Origin of the sequence: Streptosporangium sp. NPDC002544, assembly GCF_040295965.1 — a bacterium.
Classification (GTDB): Bacteria; Actinomycetota; Actinomycetes; order Streptosporangiales; family Streptosporangiaceae; genus Streptosporangium.
Genome location: NZ_JBEOWJ010000010.1, coordinates 289466 through 309587 on the forward strand (window position 1 = coordinate 289466; position 20122 = coordinate 309587).

At 68.8% G+C, this 20122-nt stretch carries 19 protein-coding genes and 1 pseudogene; 12 read left to right on the top strand and 8 right to left on the bottom strand.

The genetic code is table 11. From position 1 onward, the window contains the following. Positions 1-250 precede the first annotated feature (250 nt). The 6 genes and pseudogenes from dnaK (at position 251) to ABT061_RS18225 (ending at position 8091) form a co-directional block, all read left to right on the top strand. On the top strand, positions 251-2122 hold the full coding sequence (gene dnaK, locus ABT061_RS18200) for a molecular chaperone DnaK (protein ID WP_350918599.1): 1872 nt from the start codon (positions 251-253) through the stop codon (positions 2120-2122). A gap of 28 nt (positions 2123-2150) precedes the next feature. Then, on the top strand, positions 2151-2771 hold the full coding sequence (gene grpE, locus ABT061_RS18205; protein ID WP_350918602.1) for a nucleotide exchange factor GrpE: 621 nt from the start codon (positions 2151-2153) through the stop codon (positions 2769-2771). 34 nt (positions 2772-2805) lie between these two features. Further along, positions 2806-4005 (top strand): molecular chaperone DnaJ, encoded by a 1200-nt coding sequence (gene dnaJ / locus ABT061_RS18210; protein ID WP_350918605.1) that lies wholly within the window; start codon positions 2806-2808, stop codon positions 4003-4005. Between the two features lie 2 nt (positions 4006-4007). Beyond that, positions 4008-4260, top strand: a pseudogene (locus ABT061_RS18215) (heat shock protein transcriptional repressor HspR); the annotation flags it as partial. A 240-nt stretch (positions 4261-4500) separates the two neighbouring features. Continuing rightward, a complete protein-coding gene (clpB, locus tag ABT061_RS18220) occupies positions 4501-7083 on the top strand; it encodes an ATP-dependent chaperone ClpB (protein WP_350918608.1) in 2583 nt (860 codons plus the stop codon). A 120-nt stretch (positions 7084-7203) separates the two neighbouring features. Beyond that, positions 7204-8091: a hypothetical protein gene (locus ABT061_RS18225; protein ID WP_350918611.1), complete on the top strand. Its 888-nt coding sequence runs from the start codon at positions 7204-7206 to the stop codon at positions 8089-8091. Between the two features lie 81 nt (positions 8092-8172). On the opposite strand, the gene ABT061_RS18230 is transcribed toward ABT061_RS18225, so the two are convergent. Continuing rightward, the gene (locus ABT061_RS18230; protein WP_350918614.1) at positions 8173-8712 is read right to left on the bottom strand and encodes a tetratricopeptide repeat protein; all 540 of its coding nucleotides are present in this window, start codon (positions 8710-8712) and stop codon (positions 8173-8175) included. A gap of 169 nt (positions 8713-8881) precedes the next feature. On the opposite strand from ABT061_RS18230, the gene ABT061_RS18235 reads away from it, so the two are divergent. After that, positions 8882-9577 carry a hypothetical protein gene (locus ABT061_RS18235; protein WP_350918617.1) on the top strand — a complete coding sequence of 232 codons (696 nt, stop codon included), beginning with the start codon at positions 8882-8884 and terminating at the stop codon, positions 9575-9577. Here the strand turns inward: ABT061_RS18235 and ABT061_RS18240 are convergent. The 5 genes from ABT061_RS18240 to ABT061_RS18260 all read right to left on the bottom strand — a co-directional run bounded on the left by ABT061_RS18240 (position 9553) and on the right by ABT061_RS18260 (position 13670). After that, complete coding sequence (locus ABT061_RS18240) at positions 9553-10113, bottom strand: TetR family transcriptional regulator (RefSeq protein WP_350918693.1); 561 nt, start codon at positions 10111-10113, stop codon at positions 9553-9555. The genes ABT061_RS18235 and ABT061_RS18240 overlap by 25 nt on opposite strands. A gap of 200 nt (positions 10114-10313) precedes the next feature. Continuing rightward, on the bottom strand, positions 10314-11423 hold the full coding sequence (locus tag ABT061_RS18245) for a CapA family protein (RefSeq protein ID WP_350918620.1): 1110 nt from the start codon (positions 11421-11423) through the stop codon (positions 10314-10316). A 541-nt stretch (positions 11424-11964) separates the two neighbouring features. After that, positions 11965-12189: a DUF397 domain-containing protein gene (locus ABT061_RS18250; protein ID WP_350918623.1), complete on the bottom strand. Its 225-nt coding sequence runs from the start codon at positions 12187-12189 to the stop codon at positions 11965-11967. Between the two features lie 381 nt (positions 12190-12570). Then, positions 12571-12777, bottom strand: coding sequence for a DUF397 domain-containing protein (locus ABT061_RS18255; RefSeq protein WP_350918626.1), 207 nt, complete (start codon positions 12775-12777; stop codon positions 12571-12573). A 32-nt stretch (positions 12778-12809) separates the two neighbouring features. Then, on the bottom strand, positions 12810-13670 hold the full coding sequence (locus ABT061_RS18260; RefSeq protein ID WP_350918629.1) for a helix-turn-helix domain-containing protein: 861 nt from the start codon (positions 13668-13670) through the stop codon (positions 12810-12812). Positions 13671-14137: 467 nt separating this feature from the next. Here ABT061_RS18260 and ABT061_RS18265 point away from each other — a divergent pair, with 467 nt between their 5' ends. The 5 genes from ABT061_RS18265 (at position 14138) to ABT061_RS18285 (ending at position 19034) form a co-directional block, all read left to right on the top strand. Continuing rightward, positions 14138-14398 carry a hypothetical protein gene (locus ABT061_RS18265; protein ID WP_350918632.1) on the top strand — a complete coding sequence of 87 codons (261 nt, stop codon included), beginning with the start codon at positions 14138-14140 and terminating at the stop codon, positions 14396-14398. Further along, the gene (locus tag ABT061_RS18270; protein WP_350918635.1) at positions 14385-15068 is read left to right on the top strand and encodes a hypothetical protein; all 684 of its coding nucleotides are present in this window, start codon (positions 14385-14387) and stop codon (positions 15066-15068) included. Before ABT061_RS18265 ends, ABT061_RS18270 begins: the two co-directional genes overlap by 14 nt. A gap of 188 nt (positions 15069-15256) precedes the next feature. Beyond that, the gene (locus ABT061_RS18275; RefSeq protein WP_350918637.1) at positions 15257-17422 is read left to right on the top strand and encodes a molybdopterin-dependent oxidoreductase; all 2166 of its coding nucleotides are present in this window, start codon (positions 15257-15259) and stop codon (positions 17420-17422) included. 101 nt (positions 17423-17523) lie between these two features. After that, positions 17524-18078, top strand: a complete 555-nt coding sequence (locus ABT061_RS18280) for an HD domain-containing protein (protein WP_245651701.1) — start codon at positions 17524-17526, stop codon at positions 18076-18078. An 89-nt stretch (positions 18079-18167) separates the two neighbouring features. After that, the gene (locus tag ABT061_RS18285; protein ID WP_350918640.1) at positions 18168-19034 is read left to right on the top strand and encodes a Rieske 2Fe-2S domain-containing protein; all 867 of its coding nucleotides are present in this window, start codon (positions 18168-18170) and stop codon (positions 19032-19034) included. Between the two features lie 46 nt (positions 19035-19080). On the opposite strand, the gene ABT061_RS18290 is transcribed toward ABT061_RS18285, so the two are convergent. Together ABT061_RS18290 and ABT061_RS18295 are read right to left on the bottom strand one after the other, a co-directional pair. Further along, positions 19081-19308, bottom strand: a complete 228-nt coding sequence (locus tag ABT061_RS18290) for a DUF8836 family protein (protein WP_329088968.1) — start codon at positions 19306-19308, stop codon at positions 19081-19083. Between the two features lie 29 nt (positions 19309-19337). Further along, a complete protein-coding gene (locus ABT061_RS18295) occupies positions 19338-20093 on the bottom strand; it encodes a sulfite exporter TauE/SafE family protein (RefSeq protein ID WP_350918644.1) in 756 nt (251 codons plus the stop codon). Positions 20094-20122: the final 29 nt, after the last annotated feature.

Genomic DNA, 20122 nt, shown 5'->3' on the forward strand with positions numbered 1-20122 from the left:
GCCCTCCGGGGCTCGCGCGTCCAGAACGGGCCCCCGTCGGCGGTGACCGGACGGCCTCCGGTCACCGCCGGGAACGACCACGCGCGTTTCCTCGTCGGAGGGGATGAAGGATCCCGCCCGTTTCCCGGAAATCGGGAATGCTTCCACGCGGTCGAAGGTTGAGCCCAATAGACTCAAGTCGTTTGACAAACCTCGCGCGAGGTTCCACTATGAGTGGCATCGACTCAACTTTGACTACAAGGACGTACTCATGGCACGTGCGGTAGGTATCGACCTGGGGACGACCAACTCCGTCGTCTCGATTCTTGAGGGCGGTGAGCCCACCGTCATCGCCAACGCCCAGGGTTCGCGGACCACGCCGTCCGTGGTCGCCTTCGCGAAGAACGGCGAGGTCCTCGTCGGAGAGGTCGCCAAGCGGCAGGCCGTCACCAACGTCGACCGGACGATTCGCTCGGTCAAGCGCGAGATGGGCACCAACTGGACCGTCGAGATCGACGGCAAGAAGTTCTCCCCGCAGCAGATCAGCGCCTTCGTCCTGCAGAAGCTCAAGCAGGACGCCGAAGCCTACCTGGGCGAGAAGATCACCGACGCGGTGATCACCGTTCCCGCCTACTTCAACGACGCTCAGCGTCAGGCCACCCAGGAAGCCGGCACCATCGCCGGCCTCAACGTGCTGCGCATCATCAACGAGCCCACCGCCGCGGCGCTCGCCTACGGCCTGGACAAGGACAAGGACGAGACCATCCTCGTCTTCGACCTCGGCGGCGGCACCTTCGACGTGTCCCTGCTCGACGTCGGCCAGGAGGACGGCCACGGCTTCGTCGAGGTCAAGGCCACCAGCGGCGACAACCATCTCGGTGGTGACGACTGGGACCAGCGCGTCGTCGACGAGCTCGCCACCCGGTTCAAGAACGCCCACGGCGTCGACCTGACCAAGGACAAGATGGCCCTCCAGCGCCTGCGTGAGGCCGCGGAGAAGGCCAAGATCGAGCTCTCCAGCCAGTCGGAGACCTCCATCAACCTGCCCTACATCACCGCCTCGGCCGAGGGTCCCCTCCACCTGGAGGAGAAGCTCACCCGCGCCGAGTTCCAGCGGCTCACCGCCGACCTGCTCGAGCGGTGCAAGGGCCCGTTCAACCAGGTCGTCAAGGACGCCGGCATCAAGGTCTCCGACATCGCCCACGTGGTGCTCGTCGGCGGCTCGACCCGCATGCCCGCCGTCGCCGACCTCGTCAAGGAGCTGACCGGCGGCAAGGAGCCCAACAAGGGCGTCAACCCGGACGAGGTCGTGGCCATCGGCGCCGCCCTCCAGGCCGGTGTGCTCAAGGGCGAGGTCAAGGACGTCCTGCTGCTCGACGTGACCCCGCTGAGCCTGGGCATCGAGACCAAGGGCGGGATCTTCACCAAGATCATCGAGCGCAACACCACGATCCCGACCAAGCGCTCCGAGGTCTTCACCACGGCCGAGGACAACCAGCCGTCGGTGCAGATCCAGGTCTACCAGGGCGAGCGCGAGATCGCGGCGTACAACAAGAAGCTGGCCACCTTCGAGCTGACCGGCATCGCCCCGGCGCCGCGCGGGATCCCGCAGATCGAGGTCACCTTCGACATCGACGCCAACGGCATCGTCAACGTCTCCGCCAAGGACCTCGGCACCGGCAAGGAGCAGACGATGACGATCACCGGCGGCTCCGCGCTGCCGAAGGACGACATCGAGCGCATGATGCGCGAGGCCGAGTCCTACGCCGACGAGGACAAGAAGCGCCGCGAAGAGGCCGAGACGCGCAACAACGCCGACTCGCTCGTCTACCAGACCGAGAAGTTCCTCGGCGAGAACGCCGAGAAGGTCCCGGAGGACATCAAGAACGAGGTCAACGAGGCCGTCGCCGAGCTCAAGAAGGCCCTGGAGGGCACCGACTCGTCCGAGATCCGCGCCTCCGCGGAGAAGCTCGCCACGGTCAGCCAGAAGATGGGCTCCGCCATCTACGCCCAGTCGCAGGCCTCCGAGGCCCCGGCCGGCGCCCCCGGGGCGGACGCCACCACCGGGCAGAAGGCGGACGACGATGTGGTCGAGGCCGAGATCGTGGACGACGACCCGAAGCGCGACAGCGGCACCAAGTGACGGCCGGAAAGTCGAGGGGAGCAGCAGCGTGAGCACGCGCGAGAACGGTTCCGAGGAGGAGCCGGTGATCCGCGACAACCGGAAGATAGACCCGGAGACGGGACAGGTCCGTGAGACGGCCCCGGCGGAGGCCACGGGTCAGAACGACAAGGAGCAGGCCGACAGGTCGTCCTCCTCGTCCTCCCTGGCATCGGACCTCGCCTCGATCGAGCTGGCCACCCAGCTCGCCGAGCGCACCGCGGACCTGCAGCGTCTTCAGGCCGAGTATTCCAACTATCGCAAGCGGGTCGAGCGGGACCGGGCCCTGGTCAAGGAGCAGGCGGTGGCCGGCGCGCTGGCCGAACTGCTCCCTGTCCTGGACGACATCGGCCGGGCCCGCGACCACGGCGAGCTGACCGGCGGTTTCGCCAAGGTGAGCGAGTCGCTGGAGGCGGCCACGGGGAAACTGGGGCTGAGCGCCTTCGGCACCAAGGGCGAACCGTTCGACCCGACGGTGCACGAGGCCCTTATGCACAGTTACTCCCCCGACGTCACAGAGCCGACCTGCGTGGAGATCCTGCAGCCCGGTTACCGGATCGGCGAGCGAGTGCTCCGCCCCGCGCGAGTCGCGGTGGCCGAGCCCGAAGAGCCCGCCGCGGACGACAACTGACCCCCCAAGATCCAATCTCTGTGAAGGAACGCGGATGAGCACCAAGGACTACTTGGAGAAGGACTACTACGCCGTCCTTGGTGTGCCCAAGACCGCCACGGCCGATGAGATCAAGAAGGCGTACCGGAAGCTGGCCAGGAAGTACCACCCTGACGCCAACCCCGGAAGCTCGGCGACCTCCGAGAGCACCGCCAAGTTCAAGGAGGTCTCCGAGGCCTACGACATCCTGTCCGACACCAAGCGCCGCAAGGAGTACGACGAGGCGCGGACGCTGTTCGGATCGGGTCTGGGCGGCTACGCGGGAACCGGAGGGGCTCCGCGCACCGGCTCGGGTGGGTTCCCGTTCGACCTGGGAGACCTCTTCGGGGGCACCCACCAGCAGAGCGGCGCCGGGGAGCGCATCGGCGACATCTTCGGCGGCCTCTTCAACCGGGGTGGCGCGAGCCGCCCCGGCGGGACGTCGACCAGGGCACGGCGCGGCCAGGACATCGAGTCCGAGGTCTCGCTCTCCTTCTCCGAGGCGGTGGAGGGCACCACGGTCTCGCTCCGTCTGACCAGCTCCTCCGCGTGCACCGCGTGCGGGGGAACCGGCGCCAAGGCCGGCACCACCCCGCGGGTCTGCCCGACCTGCGAGGGCACCGGGGCGGCCAGCCGCAACCTCGGAAACTTCGCCTTCTCCGAGCCGTGCCGCGACTGCAAGGGCCGCGGCCTGCTGGTGGACGACCCGTGCCAGGTATGTGAGGGGAGCGGGCGGGGCAAGAGCACCCGCACGATCCAGGCCCGCATCCCGGCAGGGGTCGGCGACGGCCAGCGCATCAAGATCAAGGCGAAGGGCGCGCCCGGGGAGAACGGCGGCCCCGCCGGTGACCTCTACGTCCAGATCCACGTCAAGCCGCACTCCGTGTTCGGCAGGACGGGTGAGAACCTGACGGTCACCGTTCCGGTCACCTTCACCGAGGCGGCGCTGGGAGCCGAGATCAAGGTGCCGATTCTCAAGGGAATGCCGGTCACGCTGCGCATCCCCGAAGGCACCCCGAACGGCCGCACCTTCCGGGTGCGCGGCAGGGGTGTGGCACGCAAGGACGGCACCAAGGGCGATCTGCTCGCCACGATCGAGGTTCTGGTGCCACAGCAGCTGGAGGACAAGGCGAGAGGGGCCCTTGAGGAGTTCCGCGACGCCACCTCGGGTGGTGACCCACGGGCGGACCTCATCGAACAGGCCAGAAGCGAGTAGCCATGGAAGCCAACTACTTCGATCTGTCGGATGACACACCCGTCTATGTGATCTCGGTGGCCGCCCAGCTGTCAGGTCTGCACCCGCAGACCCTTCGCCAGTACGACCGTCTCGGCCTGGTCAGCCCAGGCCGTACGGCGGGACGCGGACGCCTGTACTCCACCCGCGACATCATGATGCTCCGCGAGGTCCAGCGGCTCTCCCAGGAGGAGGGCATCAACCTCGCGGGCATCAAGCGAATCCTGGTCCTTGAGACGGAGGCCCTGCGCCTGCGTGACGAGAACCACCGTCTCCGCGCGGAGATGAACATGATCCGCGCCCTCATCCAGTACCAGCTGCCTCCCGCCTGAAAATCTCACGGGGAGATCACCGGCCAGGGGCGTCCTCACCGCGACACGCCGACGCCGGCGCCGACGTCATGCCGTGAGAACGCGCCGGTGACCGGGCTGAGGGGAGGGCCGCGATACGAGCGGCCCTGAACTACGAGGGAAGTCAATGGACTACAAGCTCACCCAGAAGAGTCAGGCGGCGGTCTCCTCCGCCATCCGGCGGGCAGCCGCGGAGGGTAACCCCGAGGTCGCCCCGGCCCATCTGTTCACCTCACTGCTCGCCCAGACCGGCGGCACCGCGGTGCCCCTGCTCGAAGCGGTGGGCGCCGACTGGAAGCAGTTGCGGATCGAGGCCGAGAAGCAGCTCGCGGCCCTGCCGAAGGCGCAGGGCGCCACGGTCAGCGCCCCGTCGAGCTCCCGGCAGCTTCTCACCGTGATGAACACGGCGGCCCAGCGGGCCCGCGGCCTTGAGGACGACTACGTCTCGACCGAACACCTGCTGGTCGGTCTCGCCACGGACGGCGGCCCCATCGCCGAACTGCTCAAATCGCGCGGCGCGAGCCCGAACGCGCTGCTCGACGCCTTCGAGAAGGTACGCGGGCACGCCAGGGTGACCAGCGAGACGCCCGAGGACACCTACCAGGCGCTGGAGAAGTACGGGATCGACCTGACCGAGCGGGCCCGGGCGGGCAAGCTCGATCCGGTGATCGGCCGCGACTCGGAGATCCGGCGCGTCGTCCAGGTGCTCAGCCGCCGTACCAAGAACAACCCGGTGCTCATCGGCGAGCCCGGCGTCGGAAAGACCGCCGTGGTGGAGGGGCTGGCCCAGCGGATCGTCGCGGGTGACGTGCCCTCCAGCCTGCGCGACAAGCGCCTGATCGCGCTCGACCTGGGCGCGATGGTCGCCGGCGCCAAGTACCGCGGCGAGTTCGAGGAACGTCTCAAGGCGGTGCTCGGGGAGATCAAGGAGAGTGACGGCCAGGTCGTCACCTTCATCGACGAGCTGCACACCATGGTCGGCGCGGGCGCCGGCGAGGGCGCGATGGACGCGGGCAACATGCTCAAGCCCATGCTGGCCCGCGGCGAGCTGAGGATGATCGGCGCCACCACGCTGGACGAGTACCGCGAGCGCATCGAGAAGGACCCCGCGCTGGAGCGGCGGTTCCAGCAGGTCTACGTGGGCGAGCCCACCGTCGAGGACACGATCGCCATCCTGCGCGGCCTCAAGGGGCGCTACGAGGCACACCACCAGGTCCAGATCGCCGACGGCGCGCTCGTGGCCGCCGCCGCCCTCTCCGACCGCTACATCACCTCCCGCTTCCTGCCCGACAAGGCGATCGACCTTGTCGACGAGGCCGCCTCCCGGCTCCGCATGGAGATCGACTCCCGTCCCGTCGAGATCGACCAGCTCCAGCGGAACGTGGACCGGATGAAGATGGAGGAGCTGGCGCTCGCCAAGGAGACCGACGAGAGCAGCCTGCAGAGACTGGAGCGGCTCCGCGGGGAACTCGCCGACCGCCAGGAGGAGCTCAACGCCCTGGTCGGCCGGTGGGAGCAGGAGAAGGCCGGGCTCAACCGGGTCGGTGACCTGAAGAAGCAGATCGACGAGGTGCGGAGCGCCGCCGAGCGCGCGCAGCGCGACGGCGACTTCGAGGCCGCCTCGCGGCTGATGTACGCCGAGGTGCCCAGCCTGGAGGCCAAGCTCGCCGAGGCCAGCAAGGCCGCCCAGCCCGAGGACCCGATGGTCAAGGAGGAGGTCGGCGCCGACGACATCGCCCAGGTCATCTCCTCGTGGACCGGCATCCCCGCAGGCCGGCTGCTCGAAGGCGAGACCAGCAAGTTGCTCCGCATGGAGGAGGAACTCGGCAGGCGGCTGATCGGCCAGCGGCAGGCGGTCGAAGCGGTCTCCGACGCCGTACGGCGAGCGCGGGCCGGCATCTCCGACCCGGACCGGCCGACCGGCAGTTTCCTGTTCCTCGGCCCGACGGGCGTCGGCAAGACGGAGCTGGCCAAGGCGCTGGCGGACTTCCTGTTCGACGACGAGCGGGCGATGGTCCGCATCGACATGAGCGAGTACGGCGAGAAGCACAGCGTCTCGCGGCTGGTGGGCGCCCCACCCGGTTACGTGGGCTACGAGGAGGGCGGCCAGCTCACCGAGGCCGTGCGGCGCAGGCCGTACACCGTGGTGCTGCTGGACGAGGTCGAGAAGGCCCACCCCGAGGTCTTCGACATCCTGCTCCAGGTGCTCGACGACGGGCGGCTCACCGACGGACAGGGCCGGACCGTCGACTTCCGCAACGTGATCCTGATCCTCACCTCCAACATCGGCTCGCAGTTCCTCGTGGACCCGAGCATGGCGAAGGAGGATCAGCGGACCGCCGTGATGGCCGCGGTCAGGAGCTCGTTCAAGCCCGAGTTCCTCAACCGGCTCGACGACGTGATCCAGTTCGACGCACTCGGCACCGAGGAGCTCTCCCGGATCGTGGACCTGCAGGTGACCCACCTGGCCAGGCGCCTGGCGGACCGGCGGCTCACGCTGACGGTGACCCCGGCGGCACGCGACTGGCTGGCGCTGACGGGCTACGACCCGCTGTACGGCGCGCGCCCGCTCCGCCGCCTCGTCCAGTCCGCGATCGGCGACAAGCTGGCCAAGGAGGTGCTCTCCGGCGAGGTCCAGGACGGCGACGAGGTGCTGGTCGACCTCGACGAGGCGAGCGACTCCCTGAACATCGGTCCGGTAAGGGCTTGACCATCACCGGATCGGGCCCGGTAATGGCTCGACCACCATTGGGTTAAGCACGCCCCTGGGCAAGACCCTCCTGTTACGTTCGGCAGTCATCGGATTACCGAACGCAACAGGGGGATGTGCATGTCGCACTCATCACGGAACATCAGGGGAATCCTCGCGGTGGCGCTGCTCACCGCCGGCGCCGGCTGGACCATGGTCTCTCCGGCCTCGGCGGAGGTCGCGCCCTGCCAGGAGCGCGAGACGGCAGGGGCAGCGCAGGCGCCCGGGGCCATGGCGGCCGCCTGCGAGGAGGCCGGCGACGTCGGAGGCACCGCGGCAGCCGACGGGACGACGACCACCGGCGACGCCGGGACGCCGGCGATCGCAGACGGTTCCGGGGCATCGGTGACCGCGAACATCGGCGAGACGCCGGTCGCGACGGACGGCGCCGGGGCGTCGGTGACCGCCGGCACCGGCGAGATGCCGGTGACCGCGGACCGGCTCGCGCACGTCACCGAACTGCCGGATCTCTCCCAGGCCTCAGCACTGGTCAGCTTCGCCGATGCCGGAGGCGTCGCCGCGGGCACCGGCTTCCACGCGTTGCCCTTCGGGCTGTCGAGCCTTCCCGGTCACGAGTGGACGAACTCCTGGGTGAGCATCGTGGCCGACGCACCGGACCTGCCCGGCCTGCCGGGCGCGCCGGGCGCTCCCAGCGACGGCATCAGCTGGCTGCGGGCCCCGGTGCCCCCGGCGCCCGAGCGACCCGCCGAAGCGGAGGTCACGCCGGACGACGACACGGCGCCGCTGCCCCAGCCGGCCCAGGCGGACGCCGTCACCGAGGACCTGCCGTCGGCCGAAACGCCTGCGGTGGAGCCTCCGGCCGTCGCACGCCCGGAGGCCCCCGCGGCGCCGGAGACTCCCACGGTGCCGGACACCTCCGCGGGCGAGGCCGCCACCACGGAGGGCGGCGCGGAGCCTTCCGTCCTCCCCGCGCTGGAGAGGACGATCCCGGGCCTCAATGTGGGGTAACCACCGGATCGCGAACCACCATGGAGGAAGGGTCGTGCCCCAACGGGCACGGCCCTTTCCCGGTTTCGGGGCAGGCCGCCGTCAGCACGAAGCGTCGAGGAGGGCATCGAGTTCGTCTTCGGGGAGCCCGAGGTCGACGCGGATCCGGTAGCGGGTTCTGAGCAGGGCGATGTGCTCACCACCGCCCTCCACCGCCCGGTGCGCCCCCTCGGTGGCCCACCGATGGGCCTCCCCGAGGTCTCCGTAGGCGACGAGCGTCTCAGCGACCGTGAGAGCGGTGGCCGCGGTGACCTCGCCGACCGCGTGAATCGCCGCGATCACCTCTCTCGCCTCGTCCGGCTGTTCGAGCTCGAAAAGAGTGTCGGCGATCCCGGCCCGGGGATCGACGCTCACCTCGCCACCGTCGTCCACCGCCCGCTGGAAGCAGTCAAGGGCCCGAGCGGGCTGTCCGGCCTGCCGCCACTCCTCGGCGGCGAGCACGAGGATCGCCGCCCGCGACATGTCGCCGGACGCGTACGCCTCGACCAGGGCTTCGAGTCGCCGAGCCAGGGCTTCGTGATCGTCGGCCAGAAGTGCCTGCTCAAGCAATCGATCAAGTTGCTCACGTGTCACATGCGCCACATCGCGAGAGTACCGAGCGACGCTCGACCGCGTACGGCCAACGGCAGGTATTGGCCATATGACCTTGAGTAAACGAACGACTACGGTGCGCGTGTTTCTCCAGTAAAACGGGCATATGAGCGATGACTCCTGCTAGGGGAGCACATCATTGGGAGGAGCTGCGATGGGCATGTCCAGGCAGACGGCCTTCACCCTGATGCTTCTCCTGGCCTTCTCCGTGATCGTTCCGGGGTCCGCCGGATATCTGTCGGTCAAGATGGAGGCGATCGGTCAGGCCCACCAGGAGCTGATCACCCTGGAGAGCAGGCTCCGTCATGAGAAGCTCGCCGCCCGGATCAAGAGGATGGAGCGGGTCCATCGGGCGCGACGTCTCCAACCGGTCACCCCCTCCGAGCCCGCCCGGAGCTCCCGCGTCGAGTCGGGGACGCTGCCGCCCGGACCCGGCACGGTCGTAGCGGTGCCGATCGAGCCGGGCGCGGAGTGGCCGCGCGAGAGACCGCCGCGCGTGCAACGGCAGGATGCGCAGCGGCAGAGCACCCAGAGACCGGGAACGGCCTGGCAGAACCCGCAGGGGCCGGAAGCGCAGAGACTGCTGGAAGCGCCGAGACCGACGGCGCAGAGGCGCGTCGAGACCGGGACGGCCGGGGCAGCCGAGGCGGCCGGCGGGACCTTCGCGCAGGAGCGGTGGTCCCAGCTCGAACGCCGGGGCCAGGTCCGGCAGTATCGGGAACGGCTCACCGACGCGGGGCCCGTGTTCGCCACGCCGGACTCGACCGGCGGCGGGAACCCGCGTGAGGGCACCGGCGAGTCTCTCGAAGAGAACCCTCTCCCCCAGCTCTCTCAGCCCGAGACCCGGGCGAACTGACGGTTCAGGTAGCCACGGATCAGGCGCTTGGCCTCGGCCACGAGCTGCGGGTCGCCGTTCGGATCACGGCGGAACGCCAGCTTGAGCACCGCGTCTCCGGCCTCCACCGCGACCAGGATGGCCAGGTCGAACTCCTCGCTGTCGGCCAGGCCGTACTCCTGCAGGAGGAGGCCACGCAGCCGTCCGGCGATCACCGTGTTGTTCTCAGAACCGGCGTCGAGCAGGTTGAGGTCGACCACGTCGCCGAAGTGCAGGGACCGGAAACCCGGCACGGTCCTGTGCATCTCCACGTACTCATCGATGATCGCGTCGACCGCGTCCCACCAGCCCGCGTAGTCCTCCGACAGGAAGCGTCTCCCGATCCGGGAGACGAACCCCTCGATGTGACGCCGGGTCACCGCCTGGGCGATGGCCCGCTTGTCGGGAAAGAACTGGTAGACCGAGCCGATCGCGACCCCCGCGCGCTCGGCGATCCGTGTGGTGGAAAGCGCGTCGTAGCCGATCTCGTCCAGCAGGTCGGCGCACGCGTCGAGCATTCGCTCCACGCGCCGTGCGCTCCGTCGCTGGCTGGGCTGACGCCGCAGTGGGACTTCGCAGGGCTCCTCGGCGGGCACGATGGACACCCCACCATCTTGCCCGCCTGACGCCGTCAGGTCAGGGCTTATTCGTCATTGAAGCGCTCCCCACGGCTAAAACGGCGACGCGGCACGGGGAGGACGGGGCCGGTCCGGCTCGGTCAGCCGGACTGACCGGGTCTGGCGGCCAGTCCGGTGCAGTCGCGCAGCGCCTTCCAGTTCGCGATGGCCTGCTGCCGCCCGAGCCCGGTGATCGGGATCGGCACCCCGCCCTGGATGCTGGCCGGGGTCCACTGGTCCTTGAGGACCCTGCGGCCGTTGATCGTCAGGGTGAGCACGCCGGTCCTGCCGGTCTCCGGGCCCCAGTTGTAGAAGACGAAGTTACCCATGCCGTAGTTGACGTAGCTGTTCTTCAGGTAGCCGCCGCCGAGCAGGATGTGCGCGTGGCCGCCCACGATGACATCCGCCCCGGCCGCGACCAGCTTGGGCGCCAGGCCGCGCTGCGCCTCGTTGGGGCACTTCTGCAGTTCGGTGCCCCAGTGCAGGTGGACGATCACGGTGTCGGAGTTCTTGCGGGCCCTGCGCACCTCCCGGATCAACCGCGCCTCGTTCTTGGCCGAGGCGAGGCCGGCCTTGTCACCGGAGGCGGTCCACGCCCCGACGAACTCCGCGTCCAGCACCTGGGTGGCGCCGATGATGGCGACGCGGTTGCCGTTCACGGTGGTCCGCCACGGCCGGTAGGCCTCGGCCTCGTTCCTGCCCACGCCCACAACGGGGAATTTGGCGCGTTTTATGGCGGCGAGGGAGTCGGTCAACCCGCTCTGCATGTAGTCCATGCCGTGGTTGTTCGCCAGGGACGCCACGTCCACCCCTGACGCCTTCAGCGCGGTCAGCGCGGCCGCCGGAGCGCGGAAGGTGTACTGCTTGCCCGGGGCGGGGGTGCCACCGGTGGTGATCGCGGTCTCCAGGTTGACCATCGCCAGGTCGGAGCGGCTGAGCACCTTGGCGATCGGGCCGAGCGCGGTCTTCGGATCGGCGTTCAGACGGGTTCGCAGCACACCCTCGAAGTGCACGTCGCCACCAAAGGAGATGGTGTACGGCTTGCGCTCGGGGGTAGGCGTGGGCTCCGCCTGGGGGGTCGGCTTCTCCTCGACGTCGGCGAGTGCGCCGGGGGTGACCGACTCGGCCGTGGAACAGGCCGCGAGGAGCACGGCTGAGGCGGTGATCGTGGCGGCCAGGGCAAGACGTCGGGCGGTGCTGTACGTGTCCATCGGTATCCGAGGATGCCATCTCACCCGCGATGTGTGGCACAACTCGCCCTACGAGATTCGATTCCTCAAAAGTTGAGTAAAACACTTATTCGAATAATTCAGCTTTAGACCGTACCGTGTCGTCCATGGAGGACCAGGGCCGGTGCGCTCGGCAGCCCCGACACCCGGCGTGACCCGCGCGGCTTCGCGCTGAGGTTCCACACCGAAGAGGGCGACTGCCACATCGTCGGCAACAACCCGTCGATCTTCTTCCACCGACCGCGCCCACCTGGCGAGCAACGTCGTCGGCCACGCCTCCGCCCCGGAGGTCACCGCCGAGACGAAGAAGCGCGTCGTGGCGTACCGGACGAACTTCCACAAGGGCCTCGGCCAGGGCCCGGGTGTCACCGCCGAACAGTCACACCCTCTCCTCGTACGGCTCGCACCTTCGACAGGTGCGGGCCATGCGGCTTCTCCCCCGGTTTCCCGGAGCGACCGCCCCCGAGACGCGAAAGGGGCCTGACCACCGTTGGGCAAGCCCCCGTCCGAGGTGCGGAACCGTTCAGAAGTCGAACTCCCCACCCTTCACCCCACCGACGAACGCGGCCCATCCGGCATGGCCGAAAACGAGCACCGGTCCTTCCCGGTCCTTGCTGTCGCGCACACCCACTTCGCGTCCGGAGAGCCGTGCCACCTCCACACAGTTACCGTTGAGGGAACTGTGACTGCTCTTCTTCCAGATCAACGCATCACCTGATTCCATGCCCGTCCTCTCACCCAACAGCACCAATGTCAGAATTTCATTGGGAAGACAAGGAAAGGCAAGACTCTTACATGGAATAGTCCGCTAACCAGCGGGTTTATCGCGCCAGGCCCCATACCGGGAAACCGGCGACGGTGGAGCCCATGGTTCCCCCCACCATCTGCACCCACATGGGCATCCCCGTCGGCGTCGCCCGCCTGAGGCGCCTCGGGCCGCGGGGCGGGTATTCCACCAAGATCGTTGATCGCCCGGCACACCGCCTCCATCCAGCGGTCGGCGACGGGCCCGTGAACCTCGAACCGGATGTACGGCTTCGCGGCCCGGCAGTTCTCGGCCCGCACGAGGCGGTGAGAGGTGCCCGGGGAAACGGCCCGCGGCCATCGGCCGGCGGGCCGTTCTCATCTCTCAGAGATGTAATCCGTCTTTCTTGATCGCGCCGACGAAGACTCCCCACTCCTCGCGGGTGAAGACCAGGACCGGCCCTGACCGTTCCTTGCTGTCCCGGACCCCCATGTGGCCCCCGTCCAGCGCCGCCACCTCGACACAGTTCCCGTTCACGGAACTGAGCGAGCTTTTCTTCCACTCAGCGGCGCTGATATGTTTCTCGTTCATTTGTCTTCCAATATGTGCATAGCGGCCTGCCGCTATCTTTCCCAGTACTCCGTTGTGTTTCTTATCAGTTCCTGCGACGCCGCCTCGTCCAGAGCCCGCTCCGCCAGATGGCCGAAGGCCCGTTCGTACCCGTAGACCATTTCCGCGTCCTCTATGAACCGTCCACCGAACAGGGACTCCAGATAGACGACATCGGGGAAGTCGGAGAACGTCAGGTGCACGAAGGTGCCCGTGGACACCGGCGGCGGAACGTCCTGGGGCAGGATCCGTATCTCCACGTGCGGTAACCGGGAGATCTCGATCAGATGCAGAAGCTGGTCTCGCATGACCTGGGCGTCGCCGTACTGGTTCTTCAGCACGGACTCGTGGAAGACGCTTATGTGCGTCAGCGGTCGCGGCGCGTGCAGCAGGGTGTGCTGGCGCATCATCCGGATCTCCGCGCGATCCTGAAACCAGCTCGACGGTAGCTGGCTGGCGTGTTGACCCGCCGCGAGGACCTCCCGGGCGTATTCCTTCGTCTGGAGAAGGCCGGGCACGACCTGGGGTTCCCAGTTTCGCGTCATGGTGGCCTCCGCCTCCATCCCGATGAGCGTGATGTAGTCATCGGGGACGGAACTCCGATACCTCTCCCACCACCCCTTCCGGGCGGCGTCGTGTCGCAGCGCGACCAGAGCCTCCCGGAGGTGCTCGTCGACCCCGTAGAGCCCGCAGAGCGCCTCGACGTCCTCCTCCTTGGCCAGCGTCTTGGCGGTCTCGATGCGGCTGACCTTGGCGGTCGACCACCCGAGACGGTCGGACACCTCGTCACCGGTCATGTTCAGTCCTTCGCGGAGCCGGCGAAGCTCCATGCCCAGCCGACGCCGGCGGAGCGCTGGACTACCACGTTCCGGCATCACGACCTCCTCGCCATGACGGGCGGGTGGACGTCATGGCCTCGACAGGAACCAGACGAATGGTAGTGCAAATTACACTGTCGTTTGCAGTGTATTCGGAGAAGTTTATTGCTTTTTTCCTTACGGCAAGTCTTGCAGGGAAATCTCTACTGAGCGACTATCAGAACAGGAAGGTTCTCGGAAGATCGGGGAATCCACCGGTGATCATCCGGGGGATGTCTTCGAGGACCTCCGCGAATCGCGCGCGGGGCGAAACGTGCGCGCACCTGATCGGCAACGGCGCCGTCTCCAGCACGACGGAGTTGAACCGGGGAGGCCAGCAGGGGGAGCGGAGGAAATCGGCCGGCGACGGCCCAGAGTCGCACGCACCAGGGGGCGCCCGATCGGGCGCAAAAAAGCACCGGGTCGGCGGCCACCGACCCGGTTGGCACAAGAACTCCACGTTGAAACCACGAAGGGAGTCTCCTATGTCCTTCCACCGTACCAAGGGACTCTGCGGAATCAAGACCCTCATCCTCGATCTGATCTACATCATCGACCGAGAACTCTGCATGGACCAGGACGAGTGGGCCCACCGGCTCGGCTGGACCGTGACCAGGACCGGTTTCGTGAGCAGGCACTACCGCGAGCCCCGGTTCGACCTCCTCAAGGCCGAGCGGACCACCGCCTCCGCCCTCGCCCTGGCGCCCGTACCCGGCAAGAGGGCGGGCGGCGATGTCGCGGCGTAACCTCCGCAACAACCGCTACGGTCGCCCCGACGGCCGGCCACCCGGCAGGACGGGCCTCCTCGTCCGGCTGTGGCGCTGGCGGACGGAGATCGTCCTGCTCGCCGCCGTCTCGACCGTCCTGGCCGTGGCGGCCCTCTCCTTCAAACAGGGCCACTGGTGGCCCTCCGCCCTTCTGGCCTGCACCTCCGGCGTTCCCGCCGCCTCCCGCTCCGGGCGCAGGTGGGTGAGGGCGCACGCGTGGTGTCTGATCTCCCGGCACCGCCTGCAGAGGACGTGCGTGGAGACCGGGATACACACCCGCTCGGGACGGCTTCCGCTGGTGCTGTGGATCACTCCTTCCGCCGCCGGGGAGAAGGCGCTGATCCTCGCCAGGGCCGGGATCTGTGCCGAGGACTTCGAGGCGTTCTCGGCCGAGATCGCGTCGGCGTGCTACGCCCGCGACACCGTGGTCCTTCGGCACCGCAGGTGGGCGCACCTGCTGGCCGTCGAGATCGTCCGCAGGGACGAGTTCACCGGCCCCCCGGTGGGAATCGACCGGTGGTACGGGTGGACGGACTGGGTCGGCCCACGGGCCCACCGGACCGTGCGGGAGGAGTCCGGCATCCGCTCCGCCGCCGCCCTGCTCCCCGGGCCGCACGAGCCCGCCGACCAACGGCAACGGGCCGCGTGAACCTCCGGTCCACGGGAAGCAGGCCGCGCGAACCTCCCATCCGGCCGCGGGACACAGCGGGCCGCCTGGGTTCCACTGGCCGCCCCGTCCTCCTGGCGGCATGGAAGCCCCCGAGTTCGCCCTCGGGGGCTTCCCCTCGCCCCGGCCTACGGCCATGATGAGTTCACTTACCGGACTCAGGAGTGCCGATGAGAACAGCGCACCGGACCTGCCCCCTCTGCGAGGCCGTCTGCGGCCTCCGGCTCACCCTCGACGACACCGGGCACGTCACCTCGGTCAAGGGCGACCCGGACGACCCGTTTTCCAAGGGGTTCATCTGCCCCAAGGGGGCAAGCCTGGGCCGCCTCGACGAGGACCCGGACCGGCTGGGCGTCCCGATGATCCGGACGGGCGAGGTGTGGCGCGAGGCGTCCTGGGACGAGGCGTTCCGCACGGTCGAGGAGGGCCTGAAGGGCGTGATCGACGCACACGGCCGCCGGTCTCTGGCCGTCTACGTCGGCAACCCGAACGCCCACTCCATGGCGGGCGCCCTGTACGGCACCCCCCTGATCCGCGCTCTCGGCACCCGCAACGTCTTCTCCGCGAGCACCGCGGACCAGATGCCCAAGCACGTCTCCTGCGGCCTGATGCTCGGCGACCCGCTGGCCATCGCGGTGCCCGACCTGGATCGCACCGACTACCTGCTGATGCTCGGCGCCAACCCGCTGGAGTCCAACGGCTCGCTCTGCACCGCCCCTGACTTCCCCGGCCGCCTCAGGGCGCTGCGCGGACGCGGGGGCAGGCTCGTGGTCGTCGACCCGCGCCGCACCCGCACCGCCGCTCTCGCCGACGAGCACCTGTTCGTGCGGCCGGGCACCGACGCCTACCTGCTGTTCGGCATCGTGCACACCCTCTTCGCCGAGGATCTGACCTCGGTGGGCGTCGAGGTCAACGGGCTGGACGAGGTCGGCCGGCTGGCGGAGGACTTCGCCCCGGAGACCGTGGCCCCGATCTGCGGGGTGCCCGCCGCGGAGATCGTACGGCTGGCGCGCGAGCTGGCCGCGGCCCCGACCGCCGCCGTCTACGCCCGGATCGGCACCTGCACCGTCGAGTTCGGCACCGTCACGCAGTGGCTGGTCGACGTCGTCAACATCCTGACCGGCAACTTCGACCGCCCCGGCGGGGTCATGTTCGCGAAAACCGCGGTGGAGAACGGCCGCAGGAGCAGGCCGTACACCACGGGACGCTGGCACAGCCGCGTCCGCGGGCTGCCGGAGGCGAACGGTGAGCTCCCGGTGGCCACCCTCGCGGACGAGATCGAGACACCGGGCGAGGGGCAGGTCAGAGGGCTGGTCATGGTGGCCGGCAACCCGGTGCTGTCGGCGCCGGGCGGTCCCCGGCTGGACGCGGCCTTCCGTGACCTGGAGTTCATGGTCTGCGTGGACCCGTACCTGAACGAGACCACCAGGCACGCGAACGTCATCCTGCCGCCGCCCCGGGTGATGCAGTCGCCGCACTACGACCTGTCGCTGCTGTTCGTCGCGGTCCGCAACTACGCGAGGTTCTCCCCGCCGGTCCTGCCGCTGGAGCCGGGACGTCCCTCCGAGGCCGAGATCATGGCACGGCTGACGATGATCGCCTCTGGGCAGGGGGCGGACGCCGACCCGGCCCTGCTCGACGAGCTGATCCTCGACCAGATGCTCCGCAAGGCGGCCGAGACGCCCGGCTCACCGATGGAGGGCGGGGACCCGGCCGAGTTGCGTGCCTCGCTGGACGGCGGCAGCGGAGCCGAGATGCGGCTGGACGCCATGCTCAGGCTCGGCCCCTACGGGCTCTCCCTGGCCACGCTCCTGGCGAACCCGCACGGCATCGACCTGGGCGCTCTGGAACCTCGGCTGACGGAGATCGTCCGCACCGCCTCGGGGCGGGTGGAGCTGGCTCCGCCGCGGCTGGTCGAGGACGTCGCGCGGCTGCGCGGGCGGCTGACCGTGCCACCCGCGGAGATCGTGCTGATCGGCCGGCGCCACCTGCGCTCCAACAACAGCTGGCTGCACAACGTGGGCCCGCTGGTCGGCGGGACCAACCGGTGCACCCTGCAGATCAACCCGGACGACGTGAGCAGGCTCGGGCTGGGCGAGCACGCGGTGGTGCGCTCGGCGGCCGGCGAGCTGGTCGTACCGCTGGAGCCGACCGACACGATCATGCCGGGAGTGGTGAGCCTGCCCCACGGATGGGGACACGCGGGCACCTCGCAACTGGTGGCCGCCGAGCACGCGGGGGTCAACGCGAACGCGCTGACAGACGATTCCATCGTGGACGTACCCTCGGGAAACGCCGTGTTCAACGGGGTCCCCGTCACACTCGGCCGGGCATGATCCCATGATCGCTCGGAAAAGGGGGATCGACGCGCATTAGGCTTGCGCGCGTGACCACCCCTTTAGCACAGGACCGTCTACACGCTCAGCTCACCTTCGCCATGGAGATCGACAAGCTCAGACGCATCGTCCGCCGCAACACCCTCATGGACGGGTCGCGGCGGGAGAACGACGCCGAGCATTCCTGGTACGTGGGCATGCTGGCGATGGTCTTGGCCGAACACGCACCACCGGGCACCGACCTCGACAGGGTCGTCGCGATGCTGCTCGTCCACGACATCGTCGAGATCGACGCGGGAGACACCTTCATCTACGACGCCTCCGCCGTCGAGGCCCAGTTGGGCATCGAGCGCAAGGCCGCCGACCGGATCTTCGGGCTGCTCCCAGATGACCAGGCCGCGCGGTTGCGCGACCTCTGGGACGAGTTCGAGGAGCGCAGGACTCCCGAGGCCAAGTTCGCCAAGGCCCTCGACCGGATCGCGCCCATCATGGCCAACCACCACAACGAGGGCGGCACCTGGTCGCTCTACAAGGTGACGGCGGAACAGGTGCTGGAGAAGGTGAAAATCATCGAGGAGGGGTCGGCGACGCTGGGCGCCTACGCCACCGAGATCATCGCTCTCTCCGTCAGCCGAGGACATTTGGCGCGTGCATAACACCGTTCCCGGGTAGGTCCCTATGGGTCGAGAAGGGGGCGATAGTGAAGGAAACCGTCAAAACAGGGCGCCGAACTTTTAAGCGCCTGGTGCCCGGGGTCGAATTCACCGAGCGGATCGAGCGGTCCCCCAGGGCCGATCGGCCGATCCGCATACTCGCCAAGGCGGTACGCCGACGGATCGGCCCCGGCCTGCTCCGTGACCTGCTGCACGGGGTACCACTCGGCAAACCACTTCATCCACCGCTCGCCAACCTCAGCCTGGGCCTCTGGGCGGCGACCGCGGTGCTCGACGTGACCCGCTCGGATCCACGCGCGTCGCAACTGCTGGTCGCGAGTGGACTCGCCACCGCCACCCCGGCGGTGGCCGCGGGCGTCGTCGACTGGTCCGCGCTCCACCGCGAGCAGCAGCGGGTGGGGTTCGTGCACGCGATCGCCAACCTGACCTCCCTAGGGCTCTACGCCGGATCGCTGGCGTTCCGGTTGACCGGGCGCGACCGGACCGGGCGGCTGCTGTCGTTCGTCGGGCTGGGTGCCGCGAGCGTGGGCGGCTACCTCGGCGGCTACCTCGCCTACCGGCAGGCGGCCGGGTCCAACCACGCCGAGTCCGTCGCCCACCTGGTCCCGCTGGGCTGGCACGACCTGTGCGAGATCGGCGATCTGCCGGACGGACGTCCGGTGACGCGACGGCTCGGCTACATCGACCTGTTCGTACTCCGTGTCGGGGGCACCGTCACGGTCCTCGCCGACCAGTGCGCCCACCTGGCCGGGCCACTCCACCAGGGGCGTCTGATCTCGGAGGAGGGCACCACCTGCGTGGTCTGCCCGTGGCACGGAAGCACCTTCAGACTCTCCGACGGTGCCGTCGTACACGGCCCGGCCACAGCCCCCCAGCCGTCCTTCGAGACCCGGGTCCGCCGCGACGGCGTGCTCCAGGTCCGTCCCGCCCAGGCATGACGAACCGCCCCGCCACTGGTCCTGAGCTGTTCGGGCCCGTTCGGGGCTATGCGGGCTTGCCGTCGGCGGGGTGTTCCACCAGGGCGAGGATCCGGCTGGACATGAACCGGGCGGTGCGCACGGCCGTTCCGCTCCGGGTGACCTCACTCACCTCGACGACGCCGCCGCGTGCGTTGGCCACCTCAACGCGGCGTCCCGCTCTGGTGGCGCTGACCTCGTAGGTACGGGAACTGTCTCCTGCGTCGATGACAACCTCGACCTTGTCACCTTTCATACCTAATTGGTACCCACTAGTAGGCAGGTTCACCCGTACACCAGTTTGATTATCGCCACCACACCGATGCAGACGATGAACCAGCGCAATACCGGAGCGGGCAGCTTCCTGCCGATCTTCGCACCGAGGAAACCGCCGATCGCGGCGCCCAGCGCCACCATCAGCACCGCCAGCCAGTCGATCTCCGCGATCAGGATGAACAGCGCCGCGGCGGACATGTTGATCAGCAGCGAGAGCACGTTCTTGGCCGCGTTGATCCGCTGCAGGCCGTCGTCGAGGAAGCTGCCGAGCAGCCCGATGAGCAGCACGCCCTGCGCGGCGCCGAAGTAGCCGCCGTAGATGCCGCAGGCGAAGACACCGATCCAGAGCCAGGGGCCGCCGTGCGGCTGGGCGTGCTCCCGCCGGGCGCTCAACCACCTGTTGAGTCTCGGCTGGGCGATCACCAGCACGCACGCCACCCCGATCAGGACGGGCACCACGACGTTGAACGTCTCCGCGGGGAGATAGAGCAGGAGCACCCCGCCGATCACCGCGCTGATGATCGTCGGAATTCCCAGCCGGATCAGCCGCTGACGCTGCCCCTTCAACTCCGCCCGGTAGCCGAGCGCGCCGGTCAGCGAGCCCGGGACCAGGCCGACGCTGTTGCAGACGTTGGCGACGACCGGCGGCATCCCCAGCGCGACCATGGTCGGAAACGTGATCAGAGATCCGGAGCCGACAACGGCGTTGATGCCTCCGGCTCCGATACCGGCCACGAAGATCGCGGCCGCCTCCCATGGTGTCATGAACTCCCCTTTGCTGGTGAGGCTCGCGC

Excerpts from the sequence above, each read along its gene's own strand:
- ABT061_RS18235 (WP_350918617.1), top strand. The coding sequence starts at position 8,882 with ATGTCCAGGCAGACGGCCTTCACCCTGATGCTTCTCCTGGCCTTCTCC.
- ABT061_RS18260 (WP_350918629.1), bottom strand. The coding sequence starts at position 13,670 with ATGCCGGAACGTGGTAGTCCAGCGCTCCGCCGGCGTCGGCTGGGCATG.
- ABT061_RS18280 (WP_245651701.1), top strand. The coding sequence starts at position 17,524 with ATGGAGATCGACAAGCTCAGACGCATCGTCCGCCGCAACACCCTCATG.
- ABT061_RS18270 (WP_350918635.1), top strand. The coding sequence starts at position 14,385 with ATGTCGCGGCGTAACCTCCGCAACAACCGCTACGGTCGCCCCGACGGC.
- clpB (WP_350918608.1), top strand. The coding sequence starts at position 4,501 with ATGGACTACAAGCTCACCCAGAAGAGTCAGGCGGCGGTCTCCTCCGCC.
- ABT061_RS18245 (WP_350918620.1), bottom strand. The coding sequence starts at position 11,423 with ATGGACACGTACAGCACCGCCCGACGTCTTGCCCTGGCCGCCACGATC.
- dnaJ (WP_350918605.1), top strand. The coding sequence starts at position 2,806 with ATGAGCACCAAGGACTACTTGGAGAAGGACTACTACGCCGTCCTTGGT.
- ABT061_RS18275 (WP_350918637.1), top strand. The coding sequence starts at position 15,257 with ATGAGAACAGCGCACCGGACCTGCCCCCTCTGCGAGGCCGTCTGCGGC.
- ABT061_RS18225 (WP_350918611.1), top strand. The coding sequence starts at position 7,204 with ATGTCGCACTCATCACGGAACATCAGGGGAATCCTCGCGGTGGCGCTG.
- ABT061_RS18265 (WP_350918632.1), top strand. The coding sequence starts at position 14,138 with ATGTCCTTCCACCGTACCAAGGGACTCTGCGGAATCAAGACCCTCATC.
- ABT061_RS18240 (WP_350918693.1), bottom strand. The coding sequence starts at position 10,113 with ATGCTCGACGCGTGCGCCGACCTGCTGGACGAGATCGGCTACGACGCG.
- ABT061_RS18290 (WP_329088968.1), bottom strand. The coding sequence starts at position 19,308 with ATGAAAGGTGACAAGGTCGAGGTTGTCATCGACGCAGGAGACAGTTCC.
- dnaK (WP_350918599.1), top strand. The coding sequence starts at position 251 with ATGGCACGTGCGGTAGGTATCGACCTGGGGACGACCAACTCCGTCGTC.
- ABT061_RS18295 (WP_350918644.1), bottom strand. The coding sequence starts at position 20,093 with ATGACACCATGGGAGGCGGCCGCGATCTTCGTGGCCGGTATCGGAGCC.
- ABT061_RS18255 (WP_350918626.1), bottom strand. The coding sequence starts at position 12,777 with ATGAACGAGAAACATATCAGCGCCGCTGAGTGGAAGAAAAGCTCGCTC.